At 58.1% G+C, this 16,551-nt stretch carries 16 protein-coding genes and 1 pseudogene; all 17 read right to left on the bottom strand.

What is annotated here, in order from left to right; translation table 11 throughout:
• Positions 1 to 8: 8 nt before the first annotated feature.
• Positions 9 to 1,718 carry an XVIPCD domain-containing protein gene (locus EAH75_RS10875; protein ID WP_140649430.1) on the bottom strand — a complete coding sequence of 570 codons (1,710 nt, stop codon included), beginning with the start codon at positions 1,716 to 1,718 and terminating at the stop codon, positions 9 to 11.
• The gene (locus tag EAH75_RS10870; RefSeq protein WP_140649432.1) at positions 1,715 to 2,251 is read right to left on the bottom strand and encodes a hypothetical protein; all 537 of its coding nucleotides are present in this window, start codon (positions 2,249 to 2,251) and stop codon (positions 1,715 to 1,717) included. The genes EAH75_RS10875 and EAH75_RS10870 overlap by 4 nt, the downstream gene beginning before the upstream one ends.
• A 301-nt stretch (positions 2,252 to 2,552) precedes the next feature.
• Positions 2,553 to 2,888, bottom strand: a complete 336-nt coding sequence (locus EAH75_RS10865) for a hypothetical protein (protein WP_140649434.1) — start codon at positions 2,886 to 2,888, stop codon at positions 2,553 to 2,555.
• 68 nt (positions 2,889 to 2,956) lie between these two features.
• Positions 2,957 to 3,475, bottom strand: a complete 519-nt coding sequence (locus EAH75_RS10860; protein WP_140649436.1) for a DUF4189 domain-containing protein — start codon at positions 3,473 to 3,475, stop codon at positions 2,957 to 2,959.
• The gene (locus tag EAH75_RS10855) at positions 3,472 to 4,581 is read right to left on the bottom strand and encodes a type IV secretion system protein (protein WP_140649438.1); all 1,110 of its coding nucleotides are present in this window, start codon (positions 4,579 to 4,581) and stop codon (positions 3,472 to 3,474) included. Before EAH75_RS10855 ends, EAH75_RS10860 begins: the two co-directional genes overlap by 4 nt.
• Before the next feature lie 74 nt (positions 4,582 to 4,655).
• The gene (locus tag EAH75_RS10850; protein ID WP_140649440.1) at positions 4,656 to 5,441 is read right to left on the bottom strand and encodes a hypothetical protein; all 786 of its coding nucleotides are present in this window, start codon (positions 5,439 to 5,441) and stop codon (positions 4,656 to 4,658) included.
• A gap of 39 nt (positions 5,442 to 5,480) precedes the next feature.
• Entirely contained in the window at positions 5,481 to 7,961 is a 2,481-nt protein-coding gene (locus tag EAH75_RS10845) for a VirB4 family type IV secretion/conjugal transfer ATPase (protein WP_140649442.1), read from the bottom strand.
• A gap of 52 nt (positions 7,962 to 8,013) precedes the next feature.
• Positions 8,014 to 8,322 (bottom strand): type IV secretion system protein VirB3, encoded by a 309-nt coding sequence (locus EAH75_RS10840; RefSeq protein ID WP_140649445.1) that lies wholly within the window; start codon positions 8,320 to 8,322, stop codon positions 8,014 to 8,016.
• On the bottom strand, positions 8,315 to 8,713 hold the full coding sequence (locus tag EAH75_RS10835) for a TrbC/VirB2 family protein (protein ID WP_140649447.1): 399 nt from the start codon (positions 8,711 to 8,713) through the stop codon (positions 8,315 to 8,317). Before EAH75_RS10835 ends, EAH75_RS10840 begins: the two co-directional genes overlap by 8 nt.
• A gap of 204 nt (positions 8,714 to 8,917) precedes the next feature.
• Positions 8,918 to 9,928, bottom strand: coding sequence for a lytic transglycosylase domain-containing protein (locus EAH75_RS10830; protein WP_140649449.1), 1,011 nt, complete (start codon positions 9,926 to 9,928; stop codon positions 8,918 to 8,920).
• Positions 9,929 to 10,960, bottom strand: a complete 1,032-nt coding sequence (virB11, locus tag EAH75_RS10825) for a P-type DNA transfer ATPase VirB11 (protein WP_140649699.1) — start codon at positions 10,958 to 10,960, stop codon at positions 9,929 to 9,931.
• Between the two features lie 36 nt (positions 10,961 to 10,996).
• The gene (locus EAH75_RS10820) at positions 10,997 to 12,169 is read right to left on the bottom strand and encodes a TrbI/VirB10 family protein (protein WP_170212213.1); all 1,173 of its coding nucleotides are present in this window, start codon (positions 12,167 to 12,169) and stop codon (positions 10,997 to 10,999) included.
• Positions 12,166 to 12,933 (bottom strand): TrbG/VirB9 family P-type conjugative transfer protein, encoded by a 768-nt coding sequence (locus EAH75_RS10815; protein WP_140649451.1) that lies wholly within the window; start codon positions 12,931 to 12,933, stop codon positions 12,166 to 12,168. Before EAH75_RS10815 ends, EAH75_RS10820 begins: the two co-directional genes overlap by 4 nt.
• Complete coding sequence (locus tag EAH75_RS10810) at positions 12,930 to 13,802, bottom strand: virB8 family protein (protein WP_140649453.1); 873 nt, start codon at positions 13,800 to 13,802, stop codon at positions 12,930 to 12,932. The genes EAH75_RS10815 and EAH75_RS10810 overlap by 4 nt, the downstream gene beginning before the upstream one ends.
• A 46-nt stretch (positions 13,803 to 13,848) precedes the next feature.
• Positions 13,849 to 14,328: a toxin co-regulated pilus biosynthesis Q family protein gene (locus EAH75_RS10805; protein WP_240046142.1), complete on the bottom strand. Its 480-nt coding sequence runs from the start codon at positions 14,326 to 14,328 to the stop codon at positions 13,849 to 13,851.
• A gap of 735 nt (positions 14,329 to 15,063) precedes the next feature.
• Positions 15,064 to 15,180 (bottom strand): annotated as a pseudogene (locus EAH75_RS10800) (transposase); the annotation flags it as partial.
• 179 nt (positions 15,181 to 15,359) lie between these two features.
• A complete protein-coding gene (locus EAH75_RS10795; protein WP_161596186.1) occupies positions 15,360 to 16,538 on the bottom strand; it encodes an ABC transporter permease in 1,179 nt (392 codons plus the stop codon).
• Positions 16,539 to 16,551 lie beyond the last annotated feature (13 nt).

The following is a 16,551-nucleotide window of genomic DNA, read 5'->3' as shown; positions in this document are numbered from 1 at the left end:
ACGACGAGCTACGGCCTCACCGCAGGGTGGGGTGATTGTTGAGTCCGTTGGTCCTGCGTCATCTGCGGCGCGTGCGTCGGATCCGACTGCTTCTGTTGCATGGCGCGTTGCCATGCTGCACTGCTCTGTTCGATGGATGTGTTGCTGGCCTGCACAGTTTCCACATGGGTGATCTGGTTGAACGACGAGTTCAGATCACCCTGCACGGCAAAGGTCCGTGCCGCATCGTTGCTGAGCACGACGTGGTTGACTGCCTGCAAGCCATCACGCCGTGCAGCCACCACCAGGGAAGCGGCGAGATTGTCGCTGTGCTGATCGGGCGTTCGATGATGTTCGGCATCCAGCCGGTGCACGGCATCGCGCGTTTGCTGATAGAGCGGATGATCCGGATGCGTCGTGTGATCCAGCAGCACCGGAGTCGCTGTTGACACCGGCTTGTCGTCGAGCCACGAACCGGGATGGCGCAGTGCATCGAATGCCTTTGACGCGTCGCTGGCCAGGGATTGCGCGACATGTTCCGCGGCATGGATGCTTTGCGAAACAGCGTGCTCGGTGACGTGCACGCCCTGCGAAACATTTTCTCCAACCGCGTGGGCGACATTACTCGCCGCGTGCTCGACGGCCTGTGCTGCATGCTGCACGCCACGCTCGGCAGCATGGGCGCCCTGCGACAAAGCGCGCTCCGTAGCGTGGACGCCTTTCAGCATGTCATCGTGGACGGTATGCGCGACGCTCTGCGCTGTGCGCTCTACCGCATGAACTCCACGCTCGACGGCGTGCATGCCCTGCACGGCCTCGTGAGCGGCGTACTGCGCACCATGCTCAACAGCATGCACGCCTTGTACGACTTCATGGATAGCGACACGACCAAGCGCCATGCCACTTTCTGTCGCCAGCTTCGGTATCTCCCAGCTCGTCGATAGACCGGTGCGCAGATCCAAGACATCGCTGCGATAACGGTCGATCATGCCGTGATGCGCGCGATACCGCGCTTCGCTTTCCGGGTTGATGATCGAGTGGCCAAGTGCCTTGCTGTCGGGTACAAAATTGTCGATGGCGTGGGCGCCGAAGTCGATTGCCTTTAGAGGGGCGCGCGGAGTCAACAAACCACCATCGTCCCGATAGCCAGCCTTGCTCAGTGTGTCGATATCCTGCTGAGCGGCATAGATGTGCACTTCACCGAAATGGGGACTGGCGGCGCTGACTACATCGCCCGCCCGAACGTGATCGATGACCTGGTGCCCGCCGTGGGGAACGCCCTGCACCAAACTGGTGGCGCCATAGGCATTGAACGTCTCACCATGCAAATCGCATTCGTACGCGGTGATCTCAGCCAAGGTGCCACCGAGTGAGTGACCGGTGACGGTGACACTCAGGGGTCGTCCACTCCGTTCCGAATCGACTCCCGCTTCTTCCAATACCTTCCGAGTGAAAGCCATCGCATCGGCCGTCTGAGCGTTCACTCCAACCAGCACCATGCCTGCGTCGACGCCACCGTCATGAACCGGTTCTCTATCGAACTCGGTGCCACGGTGGGCGATGACGACTTCACCCGTATCCAGCCGTTTGTACGCGGTGCCTTGATAGCCAGTCCTAGGATTGTCGGTGTAGTCCTGTACTTCGTACTGGACACCGCCGAGTGTGACTTTGTCCTTTAACTGGTGATCGTGGTACGAGTCCTGAGACAGCAAGGCGTAATCGCTTGAGCTGATACTCATTGGAAGTCTTCCTTGGCGGCAAGCGCGATCGAGAACAGATCAGTCCGCGATGCAGGCAGGTAGAAAGCACGGTTGGGATTGCCCGACACCACGCGTTCTTCGCCATTTGCACTGCTGTTGTCGAGGTAATCGCTGTTGACGAAATAGGTGGCCACGGATTTTTGCGCCACGATGTCGTCGTGAAAGATCGCCGGGCTCAAGGCCGTGGTCTTGATCTTCAGATCGGCCGATGCCGCTACCACCGACCAATGGCAGACGCCAAGGCCGTAGTAGTCGTCGTCCTGCATCAAGTCGGTATAGATCACGCCTTTGTACAGGTTGTCGCTCACGCGGGTAAAGGAGATAGGGATGCGGCTTTCCGGTGGAAGCGTGGCACCGCTGATCGGTGTCAAAGGCACGCAGTGGCCGTTCGACACCTTGTACTGCACGAACCCGCTGACCGAATCGAACGGCCCCGGTGCGCCCTGGATGGTCATGGTGATTTCGTAGCGCATCTTCGGATGTGGGTTCTGCTTGATATCGGGAGTTTTCATGGGGGAACCACAGGCAGAGGTGATCAGGGCCAGCGAAAGAATCAGCGAGGAAGTCAGTCGCTTTGACATGGCGGCTCGATTACGGTGATTCGTATGAATAGGGGCTGCCTTGAGGTAGGTCGATCAGACGTCATGCCGACAACGCCGAGACCGATGTTGTGCGAAGGCGATGGAGTGCCTCCTAGCGGTGATATAACAAAGGTGCAAGCCATGAGTACATCCATGTGTGGAAGGGTTTTCATTGCGCATCACCTTCGAGCGATCAGCTGTTGCAGCGATAGGTCACGTTCAACCAAGACCCCTACGGCACCCAGCCCCACTCGGTCATGATGGCGTTCAACACGGCGGTATTGGTGGTGACGTTGGCGCCAGGACAAGCCGGCGTCAGATATCCCCTTCGCCGTGCAGCACTGGCAGGCGGGTTGAAGTAGGGACTGTAGACGGCCAGAGCGGTATGCCAGTAAGTAATTGCTGGGGCGCATGCGGGCCCACCTCCGCCACCGACTCCGAAGCCGGAGATGCCCGCCATGCACATGTAGACGGTGCAGGGGTCCACGCTCTGGGCCTGGACGGGGGCGATGGTCAGGCCGGTGGCAGTGCCAATGGCAATCGTGGTGAACAGGGCACGCAGTTTCATGGAATACCTCCGTGTTGTGTGGTGAGCTTCCTCTACGAGGGAATATAAATTCACGAACGAAAATCGGACTATTGAATCCGCACAGGTAGACTGCAGGCGGAGTAATAGACGTGGCAGTCGAGATGTTCACCAATAGCACTACAAGTTTTCATGGCTAATTGATTTGCTGCATCTACTGTATTCCCAGTGTTGATGCTGTATCCCATGCTGTCTGCTGCGAGCGTTACACACTCGTTGTCGTAGGCAATTTCGAGCTTGCAAAGTGATCCACCCTTTGCTCGGCAATCGGCCATCGCTGCTTGTTGCGCTTCGTTCTTGCTAGATAAGCCAGTTACTGCGCCCACAATCCCCTTGATCGCATCAGTCGCAATTGCCCCCCACCGAGTAACCCATTGGGGCGGCGGGGGAAGCGGAAGTTGAGGTTGTGCCTGCTGTTGATTGCGGTAATACCCGGGAGGGACGGGGACGCAGGAATTGATATCCGTGCCGCTGGCGGGAATCATTCCGGGCGGACAGCCGCCCTCGGCATGGACGACACGGCCCAGCAGCAACAGCAGCCCAAATAACAGAAAGCGACAGGCTTTCATCGTGCACCGCCCGTCGGCGTGGGTGCCGGTCTGATGATGTCAGCGTAGGCGGAGCTAGGTGCGCCGGGCAGGCGTGTGGCGGCACCGGGTTTATTGCCAAAGCCATTAGGGCGAGCTTGCCCTCCTGGATCAGTCGTTTGCGCCGTTCCCGATGGCGGCGGCGCATACGCACCACCGCCATATCCACCATACGATCCCGGCGGTTGCCCCTGCGGGCCAGGTCGGCTGGCCATGCCGCCACCAAAGGCTGAGAAGTGCATGAAATTTCCCACGGTACCTTGGAAGAACATCGCCGCCAGTGGGGGCGAGGAGACGATCAGCACGGTCATCAACAGACCGATGCCGCCTTGCTGCATCGATTGGTTGGTGAAGCCCTCGGCACCCATGCCGGTGATACCGTTGATGATATTGGCCGCCCACAGCGCCTCGGCAACTTTCAGAGTGAGCTGCAGCACCAGTGAGCTGATAAAGGCCAGCACACCCATCGAGAACAGTGTGCCGATGCCGTAGAGCAGCCATTTTTGGAACAGGCCCTTGGTCTGCTCAAAGATCAGACACATGATGAACAACGGCGCCAAGCCAATCACCAAGGCAAGTGTGATCTCGTACAGCAGCAGCATGGCGGCAGCGGCCATGGCGGGACTGGCAGTGCCGAAAGTGGCGAAGGCTTGGGCTCGCGCCTTGCTGGAGGCGCTTTCAGTGTCGCCAGGAGGTACCTGCACGGTGTCGATGGCTGACATAGCGAGCTGAGTGTAGGCGAGGTTTTTATCGATGGTCTGCGCCAGCGTGGTGTCGTCACCAGTGAACAACTGATTGATGTCGGTGGTCAACTCGGTGGTGACGAGAGTGTGCAGATTATGACCTACAGCTCCGACGGTAGTGGCGATGGCGACGATTACCACTACCCGCACCATGTTGGTCACCAGTCCCATCATCGACTCGCGCGACTGGCCGGTGATCAGACGGTAGCCCTGGATCATGATCCAGATGGTGACCAGCAGCAGGGCTATAGCGGTCATCCAGCTAGTCACGGCACCCATCAGGTTGGCCCCGAAGCTGTCGATCCTGCTATGAAGCCAATTGTAGATAAGGACGAAGTAAACCATGGTGCTCGTGATCCCCAGCCGAGTCGCGCATTGCAGTTGTATCGATCTACCCTGTTGTCAGCAGTTTGCTTGTGTCAGTGGAACGCCGCCGCGAATGCCCCGGCTTGCACCACATTGCCCAGGATGGTGTTGCTGCCGTTCAAAGCCACCTTGGCCAGAAGACTCTGCTGCTGCTGCAGCGTGGTGATGATGGCGTCGTCCTTTTTCATCTGGCTTTGCCAGTCCTGCATTTCCCAAGCAAGTTGCTCGCTATGCGTTCCGGTATTGGCGGAGACCCTGTTTGAATCACCCTGCGTGCTCATCTGGCTCAAGCTGGCTGTGATCTGCTGCAGCTCTTGGCCGAACTGCTGGGTATCGTTGACCATTTTGACGGTTTTGTTGTACCTGTCGACTTGGGCCAGAACGATCTGCACACAGATGTTTTGCTGATTTTTGGTAATGGAACTGTCGAAGGTGGAGGTGGCTATGGAGGTCATACTCCCCAAGATGCCGCCACCGTTGGCGCCCGGACAGGACTGCTGGATGAGGTTGCTGGCATCGCTGATTGGTGTGAGCCGCCCGGAAGTAAGTGTGATGCCGCCGGTGGCCAAGCTTTGGATAGACGTTAGTATTTGCTCGTATTGCTGTACTTGCTTTTCATATTCTTCCAATTGTTTTGCGTACTGCATGCCCTGTTTGGTGTACTGCTCTACGGTCTGGGCCAACTGCGATTTGAAGCCCTCCTCACTGGTCGAAATAGCCGTGGAATCGGTGACCAAGACTTGAGCGTGGGCCGTGCCGGCAAAGATGCCGAGGAAGGCCAAGGTCAGAGCTACCTGGCGCAATTGCAATTTCATCGGACGGGTGGGCAAATGGGTCATGACGCACTCCTTTTGTGATTGAGGTCGATCACACACGGACTAACTGGCCGCCGTGCGGGCAGCACTGGAGGTGGACGGTGGCTTGGATCTGGATTTACCGCTGCCTTTTCGATTTTCATAAAAATCGTTGAGCCACTGCTCAGGACTGAGGGCATCGACGGGTATGCCTTCGGCCTCTGCGCGCTGCGACAGTACGTCGTGCATGATTTCGATGTTGTCAGTGGAGGCCGAGATGACTGCCAGCGCATCGTCCATGCCGCGAAGATTGAGCTGACAGACGGCACTGGCATGGCCTTGCTTGACCAGAAAGCAGCGGGATCGCTCGTCCAGACTCACCACCACTTGATATTCCGCGTCGGTGAGCTTGAGACCGCCAACGTAGTCTTCGCGACTGGCGTTGGGGTTGGGTAGCAGGATCATCGTGGCCGTTTGCTCGATGAGGGCGGCGGCGATGTCGCTGGCCAGGGCGTCTTCCGGGCTCTGGGTCGCGAAGATGCCGAGGCCGTTCTGCTTGCGGATGGTTTTCTGCTTGTTCTTGGCGAACTCCTTAAGCCCGCCCTTGCCGTCGAGAATTTTCCAGAACTCGTCCATCACGTAGATGAGCGGACGGCCGTCAATCAGCGCTTCCAGCTTATGCAGCAGATAGTTGATGACTGGTACGCGTACTTCGGGGTTGTCGATCAGCTCGGTGTAGTCGAAGCCGATGATGTTGGCTTTTTCCAGTTCGATGGTGTCGACAAGGTTGTCGAAAACCCAGCCCAGTGAGTTACCAGCGGTCCATCTGCGCATGCGGATGAAGAGACCATCATCGCCCATGTTGGGCAGGCTCTTCTGGAAGTTGGTCATGGTGCGCAGGTGCATGGGCGTATCGAGCATGCTCTCGACCGCGCGAAAGATGTCTTCTTCCTCGCGCGAGCTGTAGACGCTTTTGCCCACCAATACCTTTACCAGTTCGGCCAGGAACTGGACGTTGGCTTCGCTTCGCTCGCACTGGAACGGATTGAAGCCGGTGGGTTTGCCGTTTTCGAGCGCCAGGTAGTTGCCGCCACAGGCGCGAACAAAAATTTCCGCGCCGCGGTCCTTGTCGAAGAAGAAAATGGTGGGTGAGGGCTTCAGCTTTTGCACCTGACTGAGCAGGAAGTTGATCAGCGCGGTTTTGCCGGTACCGGACTTGCCGATGACCATGGTGTTGGCGATGGCCTTTTCCCCCAGCGAATTCTCCGCCGGGTGGGTGGCGTGGAAGTTGAAGTGATACGCCTGACCATTGGTAGTCTGCAAGGTAGTGACGCAGTCACCCCAGGGATTGTTCTCTTTTTTCCCGGTGGCAAAGTTGTGCAGCGGTGACAGGCCCAGGAAGTTGAGCGAACTGACGTTGGCCAGCCGGGTGCGGTATTTCCAATTGCCAGGAAACTGGGCGTAGAAAGCTGCGGTGACAGCCAGATCTTCCTTGACCGAGACAAAGCCGGCGTTGGAAAGCTCCGCACGTGTAGTCGCGATCTGTTGGGAAAGGGTTTCCTGGCTAGGTGCGTAAATGGCCATGGAGAAGTGGTATTCACCTAGGACGAAGTTACCGGAGGCGAGCTGGTCCATCGCGTGATCGAGCTCGGCGATCTGGCTGAAGGCCTTGTCACCGGAGGAGATCATCATGCCCTTGGTACGGTCCAGTGCTTTCAGTGCGTCCTGGCGACCCATGGGACTGAAGGAGTGGGTGATGACATATTCGAAATCCAGGTACTTCAGGCCGTTTAGGATGCCCGGATAGGTGCCGTCGGTGTATTCCTTGATGTTGAGCATGGCGCCGAAGTGATTTTTGCCTTCGGGCGTGGTGATCACGAAATCACCCGTCTTGGCCGAGAAACGCTGTTTGCTTACCGCCAGGTAGTTGTAGACGGGCGCATTGATCACGGGTACCGGCTCGTCGATGCGATTGAGCAAATAGCCGTAAAGCTCCAGCGCTTCGGAGAACACCACACCATTGCTGGCTTCGTACATGCCCAGACGATACGGTGCGTAATCCTTGAGCACGGCTTCCACGTTGCCGGCCAGCTCCAGTATGGTGCTCACCGCGTCGAGTTGTTGAGACTCAAGCCGGCCGACATCGCTGGACTTTTCCGCAAAGCGTTTGCCGCTCACGATGGGCCGGTACATCATCGTCAGATAGAGCTCATTCTGCATCAGCTTCTGAGCGGACAAAGCCTCGTAGTAGGTGTCCGACATCTGCTGGTTGAAGCTTTGATCGAACTGGCTGTGGTCTTTCAGGCGGCGGCGACGGCGCACGTCGTGCACCCAGAACGCCACGTTGACGAAGTCTGGCGCCCGCAACGTTTGCAGCAGGCGGTTGAAGGTGTTGTGGCGATGCTCGATTTCCCACTCTTCGCGACCGACGAATGGCAGTCCACCGAGGCGCCACACCAGCAGAAAATCCCCATCGGTAGTCTTCAGCACAGTGGGCGACACATGCGTGGACAGCGGCAGGAATTCGGCGACGGGCGTGTCAGGTCTAAAGCTGGGTTTGGCCATGGTCCGGGTCCAAGATGATGCCCTGATCTTGCGATCAGGGCATCTGGGGAAGCTACGATTTGTCTTTGCCCTGGCCACGATGGTTATTGGGAGTGAATACCCACATGCCATCGTTATCGCCCAGGTTTCTTACCCGCGTGCGAAACTGCAAGCGCAGGCCCAGCAGACGGAAAATCATCTCATCGCGGCGTGCCATCTGCCGCATGATGAAGATCACTACCGGCAACAGCAGCAGGTAGAAAAAGTTGGTATATACCGCCAGCAGAAAGCACCCACCCGCACCCATGAAAAAAGGTATGTACGGCACGCCCATGAACATCGGCGGGCGGGTGCAGCCGCGAAATAGCGGGTTTTTATACATAGTTAGTGATGACGTGCGTGATCAGGCTTGTGGTCGCTTTGCAGGCATCCGTTCCCGCGCTGGGCTTCAGGAACATATTGGCGATTTGACCGGCGGCACCGATCAGGATGGCGCCGATCATGACCGGCGCCACGTCGCCGATGCGCTTGTGTGCAAAAGCGATTTGATAGCCGGAGAAAATCACCGCGATCGTGACGACGACGATGGACAAGGCGTTTAGGATTTTCTGAACATTCGACGCGAAACCGCAGGTCGTATCGATCGTCGCGCCTGCGTCCTGCGCGAAAGCAAGGCCGGGAAGCACGACAAAGGCCATGATGCACATGATCATGAAAAGCCGCATGCGCTGAGAGTGCAGAATGCTTTCGTTGCTGAGCGAGTGGATAGCCATCTGAGTTTCCTTGTCGATAGTTGAAGCAGTACGCCAGACAGGTGGCGACAGCCGGTTCAGGTTCGGCCGCCTTGGGCGGCATTGCGTGCTGCGTTATGCCCCGGGTTGCCCCGCGACGCTTGGACGGCCCTGAGGCCAGGACGACGCGTACCGAGTGCGCGTCGGGTAAAAGCAAACCGCCAGATCGAGCAGAGAACGGGTTTGTCAGAAGACGAAAGCGGCATCGCGCTGCTCCTGGTGGAGGTCGGCGCGATCTGCGCCAGCGTTGGAGGACGTTGCCTGGGTTATGGACGGGGCCGATTCAGTGGATGCGGAGGCTTCGGGTAAATCGTTGGGGCCATGAACCTGGGGAACGAAGACGGCGTCGTTCGACGGGTTGCCGCTGGGTGCCGTAGGTGTCTGGTTTATTGCGGTCAACGTCAGTGCAAGTGAGGCGTCTACCCGACCCGGCGCTGCTGGCACGGCTTGATTGGTATTCGCGTCGGTGGGACCGATCGCCGGCGAGCCTGGGGATGGGGCTGCTGCTGCATTCGCGGGCGTGGCGCGGCTGATCGCAGCGATGATCGCGGGTACCGTGGCTGCCGCGGCTGCGTCTATCGCCATACTGCGCAGGGCAACGCGATAGTTGGCGCCGCCGGGGGCGTAGACGGTGACGGGTTTGAGATCGGTTGTGCGCGTGGGTGCCTCGGCTACTGACGTTGGCGCTTCCGGTTTCGAGCGCAGCGCAATGGCCTCTGCTGCAGGCACCGAGGCAGACATCACTTTTCCGGGCGCGTTGGCATCGCGATTGATCGAGGCATAAACCTTCTGCACATAGCCATCGCGAAAACCAGTGGTGAAGTTGCCGGAGTAGTAACAGCTGAAGGCCTTGCCCCAGTCGCCGTGCGCGCTGGCGTAACAGTCGGCCAAGATATGTGCGCCGGCGGACAGGTTGGCGCAGGCGCTGAACGCCTTCTGATACGAATCGAGTCCGTAACGACCAAGATTGGCGCGATTGACCTGGGCCAAACCCAACGAAAAGTTGTAGCCCTTGGTATCGAGCATCTGCGCTGTGGCCAACGCCTCGGGCAGGTTTCTCGGCTGACGCTCCAGCTGGCCACCGACCACGCCGATGGCGTAGGGATTGGCGCTGGATTCGACATGCACGATGTGCTGCATCACCTCCGGCGAGACGGCGAGATTGGGGCAGGCCAGCATTTCCATTCCGGGCAACATTCAATGCTCCTCGTGGCTGCGTTGAGGATTGAAATCGATGCCGGTGATGCAGCGACGTCCGCCGTGTGCCTTGATGTGCACCACGATGTCGATGGTCATCATCAGCAGGCGCTTGATCGTGTTGAACTCCAGCCCGGCACCTTCGGTGGACGCCTTGACCATCAGCGCGAGCTGATCCCAGGTTTGTTCGGTGCTGCCGGAGTGGCAACTGGTGATCGAACCGGGGTGACCCGAGGCGCAGTTGCGAATGAAGTAGAAGGACTCGTCGCCGCGCAGCTCCGCCAGGATGATGCGGTCGGGCTTCATCCGCAGGCAGGCTTCCATGCAGCTTTTGGCGGTGACGTTGCTGGCGCTCTGACCCCCCTTGGAGTACAGCAGGTGCACCACGTTGGGTTGCTCGATAAAGAGCTCGCGCGCGTCTTCGATGGTGACCAGCCGCTCATCGGCAGGGATGTGGTTGACCAGGGATTTCATGAAAGTGGTCTTGCCACTGCCGGTGGCACCGGAGACCACGATGTTTTTCTTGCCGAGCACGGCTTGGCGGAAGAACTCGGCGTAGCGCCGCGCCGCGCGCAGTTCCAGGAGCTTGCTGTCCAGGTCGCTGAGACTGTGGCTGATTTCCACGATCTCGTCGAAAAAGCCGTCGCTTTCGTACTGTTCCAGTGTTTTGAGATGCTTGGAGGGTAGTCGGATGGTGATGGAGACGAAGCCTGCCTCGCAGGCAGGCGGAATCACGAACTGGGCGCGCTGGCCGGTGGGAAAGGTCAGCGAGACCACCGGATCCACGTCGGTAATGCGTTGGCCGGTGTTGCTCTCGTTGATCACGGCGGTGCAGAACTGTCGCGCACGCTCGAAAGTGAGCGATGGCACATCCACCCGCTGCCAACTACCGCGGCTCTCAAGGTACAGCTCGCCGGGCCGGTTGATGCAGATCTCGGTGACCTCGGGAGAGGCCATGTATTCGCGCACACCCAGCACCTCGTACTGGTAGTCGAGAAAATCATTCGAGATGTGGGTGGTGACGTCTTCCATGGTGATATCAGTCAAGTGCCTTTGGGCTATTCCGGGTCAGGAGCGCGCAACCACACCGCTGAAGTCCACATCCTTGGTCACGTAGACGTAGATGACGGTGCCCTGGTTGATGGTGACTGTCGGTGGGCGGTTGGCGGCTTCACGAACGGCCTGATTGGCCAGGTTCTGGATGGTTTGAGCGGTATTGCTTTCGAACGGTGTCTGGGTCACGACGCCATTGCTTATGCTGGTGGTTCGAGGCCCGTGCTCGGCCGCTTCGTATTTGAAGGCATCGCTGAGCAGACTGATCAACAAGGCCGAACCAATGCGCTTGCCCCAGTGAGCATCGTAGTAACCGGGCACACCTGCGCCGCCGAGGTTGTCAATGCCAGGACTGGACATATTCACGTCGATACCGGTGGGCGTGATGATGCGATCCCAGATCACCGCTTCTCGATCGCCGGTGGGGCCGCCGCTATAGCTACCCAGCAGCTTGGACCCCTTTGGAAGCAGCAAGGAATGGCCGTTGAAAGAGTAGACCGGCTCGGTGACCAGGCAGGTACTGAAGCCGGGGATGTCTGAAACAATGCGCGTTTCCAGCACGCAGCGGATGTAGGTTCCACGCTGCATCAGGGTATCCGGATGGGTCAGTGGCTGTGCACTGGTGGGAACCGAATCGACATCGCCGGGCAGCTTTTTTCCAAGCGATTGCTGAGCTGCAACCAGCGAACCGGAATCGCTTGTTCCAGTGTCGTTACTGCTGGCGGCGAGCCGGCGCTGCAGCAGCGTGGGGCCGCTCGGTGCCGGCATCTGCCTGTTCGGTGCGGGCGTAGGCGCCGGTAACAATGGAATGGGTTGGGCTGCTGGCAGCGGGGCTGGCGCAGGCGGCAGTTGCGGCAGGGCAAGAGATGCAGGCGCCTCGGCCACCGTCACCTTCTCCTCGCGCGGCTTGGACTGATCGCTCTTTTTGCCTGCGCCGCTGATCAACCAGAAAGCCAGGAACAACAACAGCAGCACCACGGCACCCAACAAGAACAGCGCGCGGCGATTCATCTGTCGCAGTTCATTACTACGCAACGCAGGCGCGCCGGCGTCGAGATCAGGCTCGGCGCTACGCTGGTACTGGTTGGCGTAAGGGTTGTTGTGAAATGCCTCGCTCTGGTCGCGCGGGGTGGCCTGCGCCGACTCGATGCCTGCGCGCTCGTCTTCGGGGTGCCGGGGAGTATTCACTTTTTGGTATTCCTGCGCAGGCCCACGACGTCGTTGCCGTGGCGGATGACCAGATAGTTGTAAGTGCCGTGGATGATGATGGTGTTGCCTTCCACGGTGGTGTTCACCAGCGAGTCTTCGCCGTGCTCTTGTTCGCGCATGTAGACGGCCGGAAAATCGCCGGTTGGGAAGGCCTTCAAGTCGCTCATCTTGATATACGTAAAGCGACCGTCGTCGTAGACGTTGGTCGGGACCAGCCATGGGGCTGCCTTGCTCTTCGCGGCGTAGTCGTAATCGAAGTTGTAGCTGCGATCAGGCAGCAGGTTGCTGTCCTGCGCGGCGGCCTGCAGTTGCTTTTTCTTTTCGTTGGCGAAGCTGGTATCGGCCGGGTAGGTGAAGGCGATCTTGTACTGCACGCCATCGCGGCGGGCCTGCGCCAGAGTTTTCCAGTCCGTCGCCACCACCTTGAGTTCGAAAATGTAGGAGTGTGTCGCGGTGCGCACCATCATGTTGGTGTCCACATCCACGTTCTTGGGTTTTAGATAGAACACGTTTTCACGACGGGTGAGGTCCCATCCACCGCTGAAGCCGGTGCTGTAATCGAGCACTTTCTCGTTGGGGCTGAGCTCGATCTGGGTAGTGATACCCAAGCCCGTGTTTACCGGGTAAATACTGTCGGGCTTGAACTGGTAGCGCGTCAGCACCTGCGCCGCTGCCATGGTAGGTGCAATGGCAGCGGCAACGCACAGGGTGACTCCAAGGCACCAGAGGCTTGATCGTTTCATTGGCGAGCCGCTCCCGTGGCGGAATCGGTAGACGTTGTCGTAGCCGACATCGCTGCGGCGGTAGTCGCTGAGCTCGCAGGAGCGGCGAATGTCGGCACGGCGGTCTGCGGGGCGACGGGCGCCCCCGGAATTTCCGGTGGTGGTGCAGTAGCGTAGTCGTCGTCTACGCGATAACTGGTTACCCAGAACCCCAGCGGATTCTCGATCCGATTCTGGTCGTCCATTTCCAGATTCTGCTTGTAGGTGAACTCGATCGTGGCGATCTTGTTGTCGAGGGGCCGGGTGGCGCCATTCGATTTGTTGAAGAGACTGCGCTGGAAACGCACGGTGGCACCGTGGGGCGTCACACCGTCGCCGCCACCAATCAGCTGAATGCTGAGTAATTTGACGCGGATGGACTGATCTTTGCCGTACTGCTTGGCCCAGCTGTCCGGGTTAGTTGAGGAGAACATCGCGGTGTATTCCGCCTTGACCCCGGAGGAAGCCATGGTCTGCACGGTTTTCCAATCGCGCAGATTCACCAGGGCTAAATCGTAGGACTCTCTGGCCAGCACGAAGTGAGCGACATTGCTGCGGTTCACGGCCTCTCTGGTAGTTATCCCGCGCATGGCGAAATCGCCGTCCAGGCGCGCGACCGTGGCGGTGCCGGTATAGGCATCTGCCATGACGAGATATGGAACCTTTTGCTTGAGCGGAAGCATGTAGAAGTAGCCGCCGGCAAGAATCAGCGCCATCGCTATGGCTGTAAATGCCACCCACCACGCGCGCCGTTCGCTGCGTTTGGCGATATCAGCGATCGTCAGTTCGAAATTGACGGATTTGGACACCGCTTCATCAACTTTGCGACTGGATGATTTCTTGTTCAACATCAGTGAATGCCTGCCTTGCTGAGCGGTAGCTCGATAAGTTCCCTTTTCATTTGCTGCCTGTCGGTTTGGCGGGAGTCGGCGCTGCGGGTTCAGCTTCCACGTCGGTCGCACTGCTGCTGACGGTGCTGGATGGAAGCACCAATATCTTTCGATCGGTCGCGGAGACATATACGTGCTGCGCGGCATAGATTGTCGTCAGCTGCTGGGCTGCACCATCAAGATCGGTTGTGCGAATGCTCGACACCGGCGTGTAGAGGGTGACGTCAAAGGGGAGCTGGTATGACAACTCTCGCCCCGAATCGCTCGCCCAACGGGTGAGCATGGTCTTGAGCGTCTCATCCATGGGTGCCGCATAGAATGTATAGGCTGCGGTCAACGGTATTTCGGTGGGCTGCTCTCGAAAATGATTCACGGGCTTCCAGCTGCCGCCGAAGTTTTTGGCTGCTGGAGTTCCGCACCCTGTCAAAGCGATGGTCGCTATGATCAGGCTGACTCTAAAGGTGTGATTCCAGAACTTCGTTTCCACGTTTTTATTCCGCATCGAGTAATTGAATTGTCACCATGAGCCAGAAGCTTTAGTGTTGCCCTCGCCGCCGACGCCGACGCGTGCCTTCGCTTGCAGTAGTCAGAAAATGTTCAATCCGCAGTCGCCAAGGATGAGGTTCCTCGCTCATCGGAAAATCGTCAGACACGCCAAAATCACCGCCGTTACAGGCAGTGTCTGGTGAGTGAGTCATGCGATTTGTCAGCAAGGGAACGCAGTGGAATCGACCGACGGTGTCGGACGCGATGCTCTATTTCGCCGTGATGGCGGTGTGGAAGACAGACTCCCGCACGTAAGTCGTTCGATTCCATTCGAGCCCCTGTTCAGGGCGCACAACGGCGTCCCCTGAATTTGATTCATCACCGACCGCAAGCCGACGAAAAGCTACATTTTGATCTGCGTGTCGAGCTTGGTGCTTTACGCGTTGCCGCAAAATTCTATTGTCTAGGCGAGCAAATTCTTTCACGCATCCCGCGACAATTGCGCCGATCACGTCTCGTATTTGAGATGTAAATATAAGGTAAGCGCCTGTGTGGGAGAGATGGGCATTTGCTTACAAGCGGCGTTGAAGTGCGCCGCAAGAATGTAGTCCCGCGCCGACATGGCGTCGCCAGGTGACCCCCGCCGAGGCTTATGCTTTAGCGGCCTGACCTGTGCAGGAAGTGCTGGGTCATTACATGGACTCTAAACCGTCCCGCTACTCAAAGCGGGGGGACGTCGCCACCTGTAGAACGTCGCCGAGCTGATCCCGTGCTCGCCGCACAGTTGTGGTACCGGTGGGCCGGCTTCGGCTTGCTTGAGCACGACCAGGATCTGGCTGTCGGTGAATCGGGACTTTTCATGGAATCTCCTCGGGAAAGACTAAGAGAAAATTCCACTTCTGGCGTCAGCTAACCTGCGGGGGGATTGCCCCAGCTACGAAGTACCGTCTCTTTCATGGATGGAATCTATCGAAGCGATGCTGGACGCAACGGCGTTCTAGGCGGGCCATCGGCTGAGCACTCACACAAGCGTTACATACCGCGCATCGCCGCCGAAGGAGGTATCTTGGCAGCTCGGACGGCAGGCCCGAGAGAAGCAAGTTGCCCAGCCACAACCATCAACACAATTCCGAACAAGAGGAATATGACTGACATCGGTGACTCGCCATAATGTCGAATAAGGTAGGCGTTGAGGGTATACGCTCCCGCGACTCCGACACAGAGCCCAGCTACTACCACGCAGATGTTTTCGACAAGGAAGTGAAAGATAATGTCACTCCTGAGTGCACCCAAAGCGCGACGAACGCCGATGGACTTCCCTCGTCTCGACACCCAGAAACTTACCAAGCCCGCAATGCCGATGATGGTGACCACTAGCAAAGCAACCAATGCATAAATCATAAGACGCAGCATAGCCACGTCATGCTGGAAGTATTTCATACGCAGATCTTCGTAAGGCCAGACATTTTCAATGACCCCATTGGGATTTGCGGTAAATAGGGCTTGGGCACTACGGTGCAGCATGCGGTCGAGATCAGTTGACCTGGCGCGGACGAGAAAAGTAATAGTGTCACTGTTTGGTAGGACTGGCACGATAGCGGTGAGTTCATTCTCAGCACCCAAAGTGGGAGCCGGGCTGAGTAGATGCTTGACAATTCCTATGATGCGCATCGGGTGGCGTTCGACATATACCACTTGACCCAGCGCGTTACGTAAGCCGAACAACTTCCTCGCGAGTTGCTCAGAAACAAGCACCGAACCTGCTTCTGCCAGTGCGGCACCCTGATCCTTGTTTAGGACGTACTCGTCTCGGGTAAACGACCGCCCCTTGGTTATCTCAAGCCCAAGGAGTTTCACCATATTTGGCGAGCCAATGAATGCGTTGACCTGCACACCCTCACCATTGCCCGAGTCGGCTGGCAATGACCGTGAGAAAGAAATATTGTAGCTATTTCCATTCAAGGGCAGTGACTGTACGGCTGCCACTGCCTCGACGCCTGAAATAGTCTCGATAGCGCGCATTGCCTCGACCGTGCGCGCCCAATGGTTATCCCCACCCGTACTCGACCTGTCTGTGCTGGATAGCATGCCCAATCCAGATTCTTGGAGGCCGCTTTCTTGATGCCAGGCAAGTACCCTATGGCTCGCCATTAGCGCCATATTGCAGACTACCGAAAAGGAAAATGCGACCTCGATGATGAGGATCAGCACGGTCAATTGGTGC

The organism is Rhodanobacter glycinis (assembly GCF_006438785.1).
Taxonomy (GTDB): domain Bacteria; phylum Pseudomonadota; class Gammaproteobacteria; order Xanthomonadales; family Rhodanobacteraceae; genus Rhodanobacter; species Rhodanobacter glycinis_A.
This window is presented reverse-complemented; position numbering and strand designations above follow the sequence as displayed.

Excerpts from the sequence above, each read along its gene's own strand:
- EAH75_RS10875 (WP_140649430.1), bottom strand. The coding sequence starts at position 1,718 with ATGAGTATCAGCTCAAGCGATTACGCCTTGCTGTCTCAGGACTCGTAC.
- EAH75_RS10870 (WP_140649432.1), bottom strand. The coding sequence starts at position 2,251 with ATGAAAACTCCCGATATCAAGCAGAACCCACATCCGAAGATGCGCTAC.
- EAH75_RS10865 (WP_140649434.1), bottom strand. The coding sequence starts at position 2,888 with ATGAAACTGCGTGCCCTGTTCACCACGATTGCCATTGGCACTGCCACC.
- EAH75_RS10860 (WP_140649436.1), bottom strand. The coding sequence starts at position 3,475 with ATGAAAGCCTGTCGCTTTCTGTTATTTGGGCTGCTGTTGCTGCTGGGC.
- EAH75_RS10855 (WP_140649438.1), bottom strand. The coding sequence starts at position 4,581 with ATGGTTTACTTCGTCCTTATCTACAATTGGCTTCATAGCAGGATCGAC.
- EAH75_RS10850 (WP_140649440.1), bottom strand. The coding sequence starts at position 5,441 with ATGACCCATTTGCCCACCCGTCCGATGAAATTGCAATTGCGCCAGGTA.
- EAH75_RS10845 (WP_140649442.1), bottom strand. The coding sequence starts at position 7,961 with ATGGCCAAACCCAGCTTTAGACCTGACACGCCCGTCGCCGAATTCCTG.
- EAH75_RS10840 (WP_140649445.1), bottom strand. The coding sequence starts at position 8,322 with ATGTATAAAAACCCGCTATTTCGCGGCTGCACCCGCCCGCCGATGTTC.
- EAH75_RS10835 (WP_140649447.1), bottom strand. The coding sequence starts at position 8,713 with ATGGCTATCCACTCGCTCAGCAACGAAAGCATTCTGCACTCTCAGCGC.
- EAH75_RS10830 (WP_140649449.1), bottom strand. The coding sequence starts at position 9,928 with ATGTTGCCCGGAATGGAAATGCTGGCCTGCCCCAATCTCGCCGTCTCG.
- virB11 (WP_140649699.1), bottom strand. The coding sequence starts at position 10,960 with ATGGAAGACGTCACCACCCACATCTCGAATGATTTTCTCGACTACCAG.
- EAH75_RS10815 (WP_140649451.1), bottom strand. The coding sequence starts at position 12,933 with ATGAAACGATCAAGCCTCTGGTGCCTTGGAGTCACCCTGTGCGTTGCC.
- EAH75_RS10810 (WP_140649453.1), bottom strand. The coding sequence starts at position 13,802 with ATGTTGAACAAGAAATCATCCAGTCGCAAAGTTGATGAAGCGGTGTCC.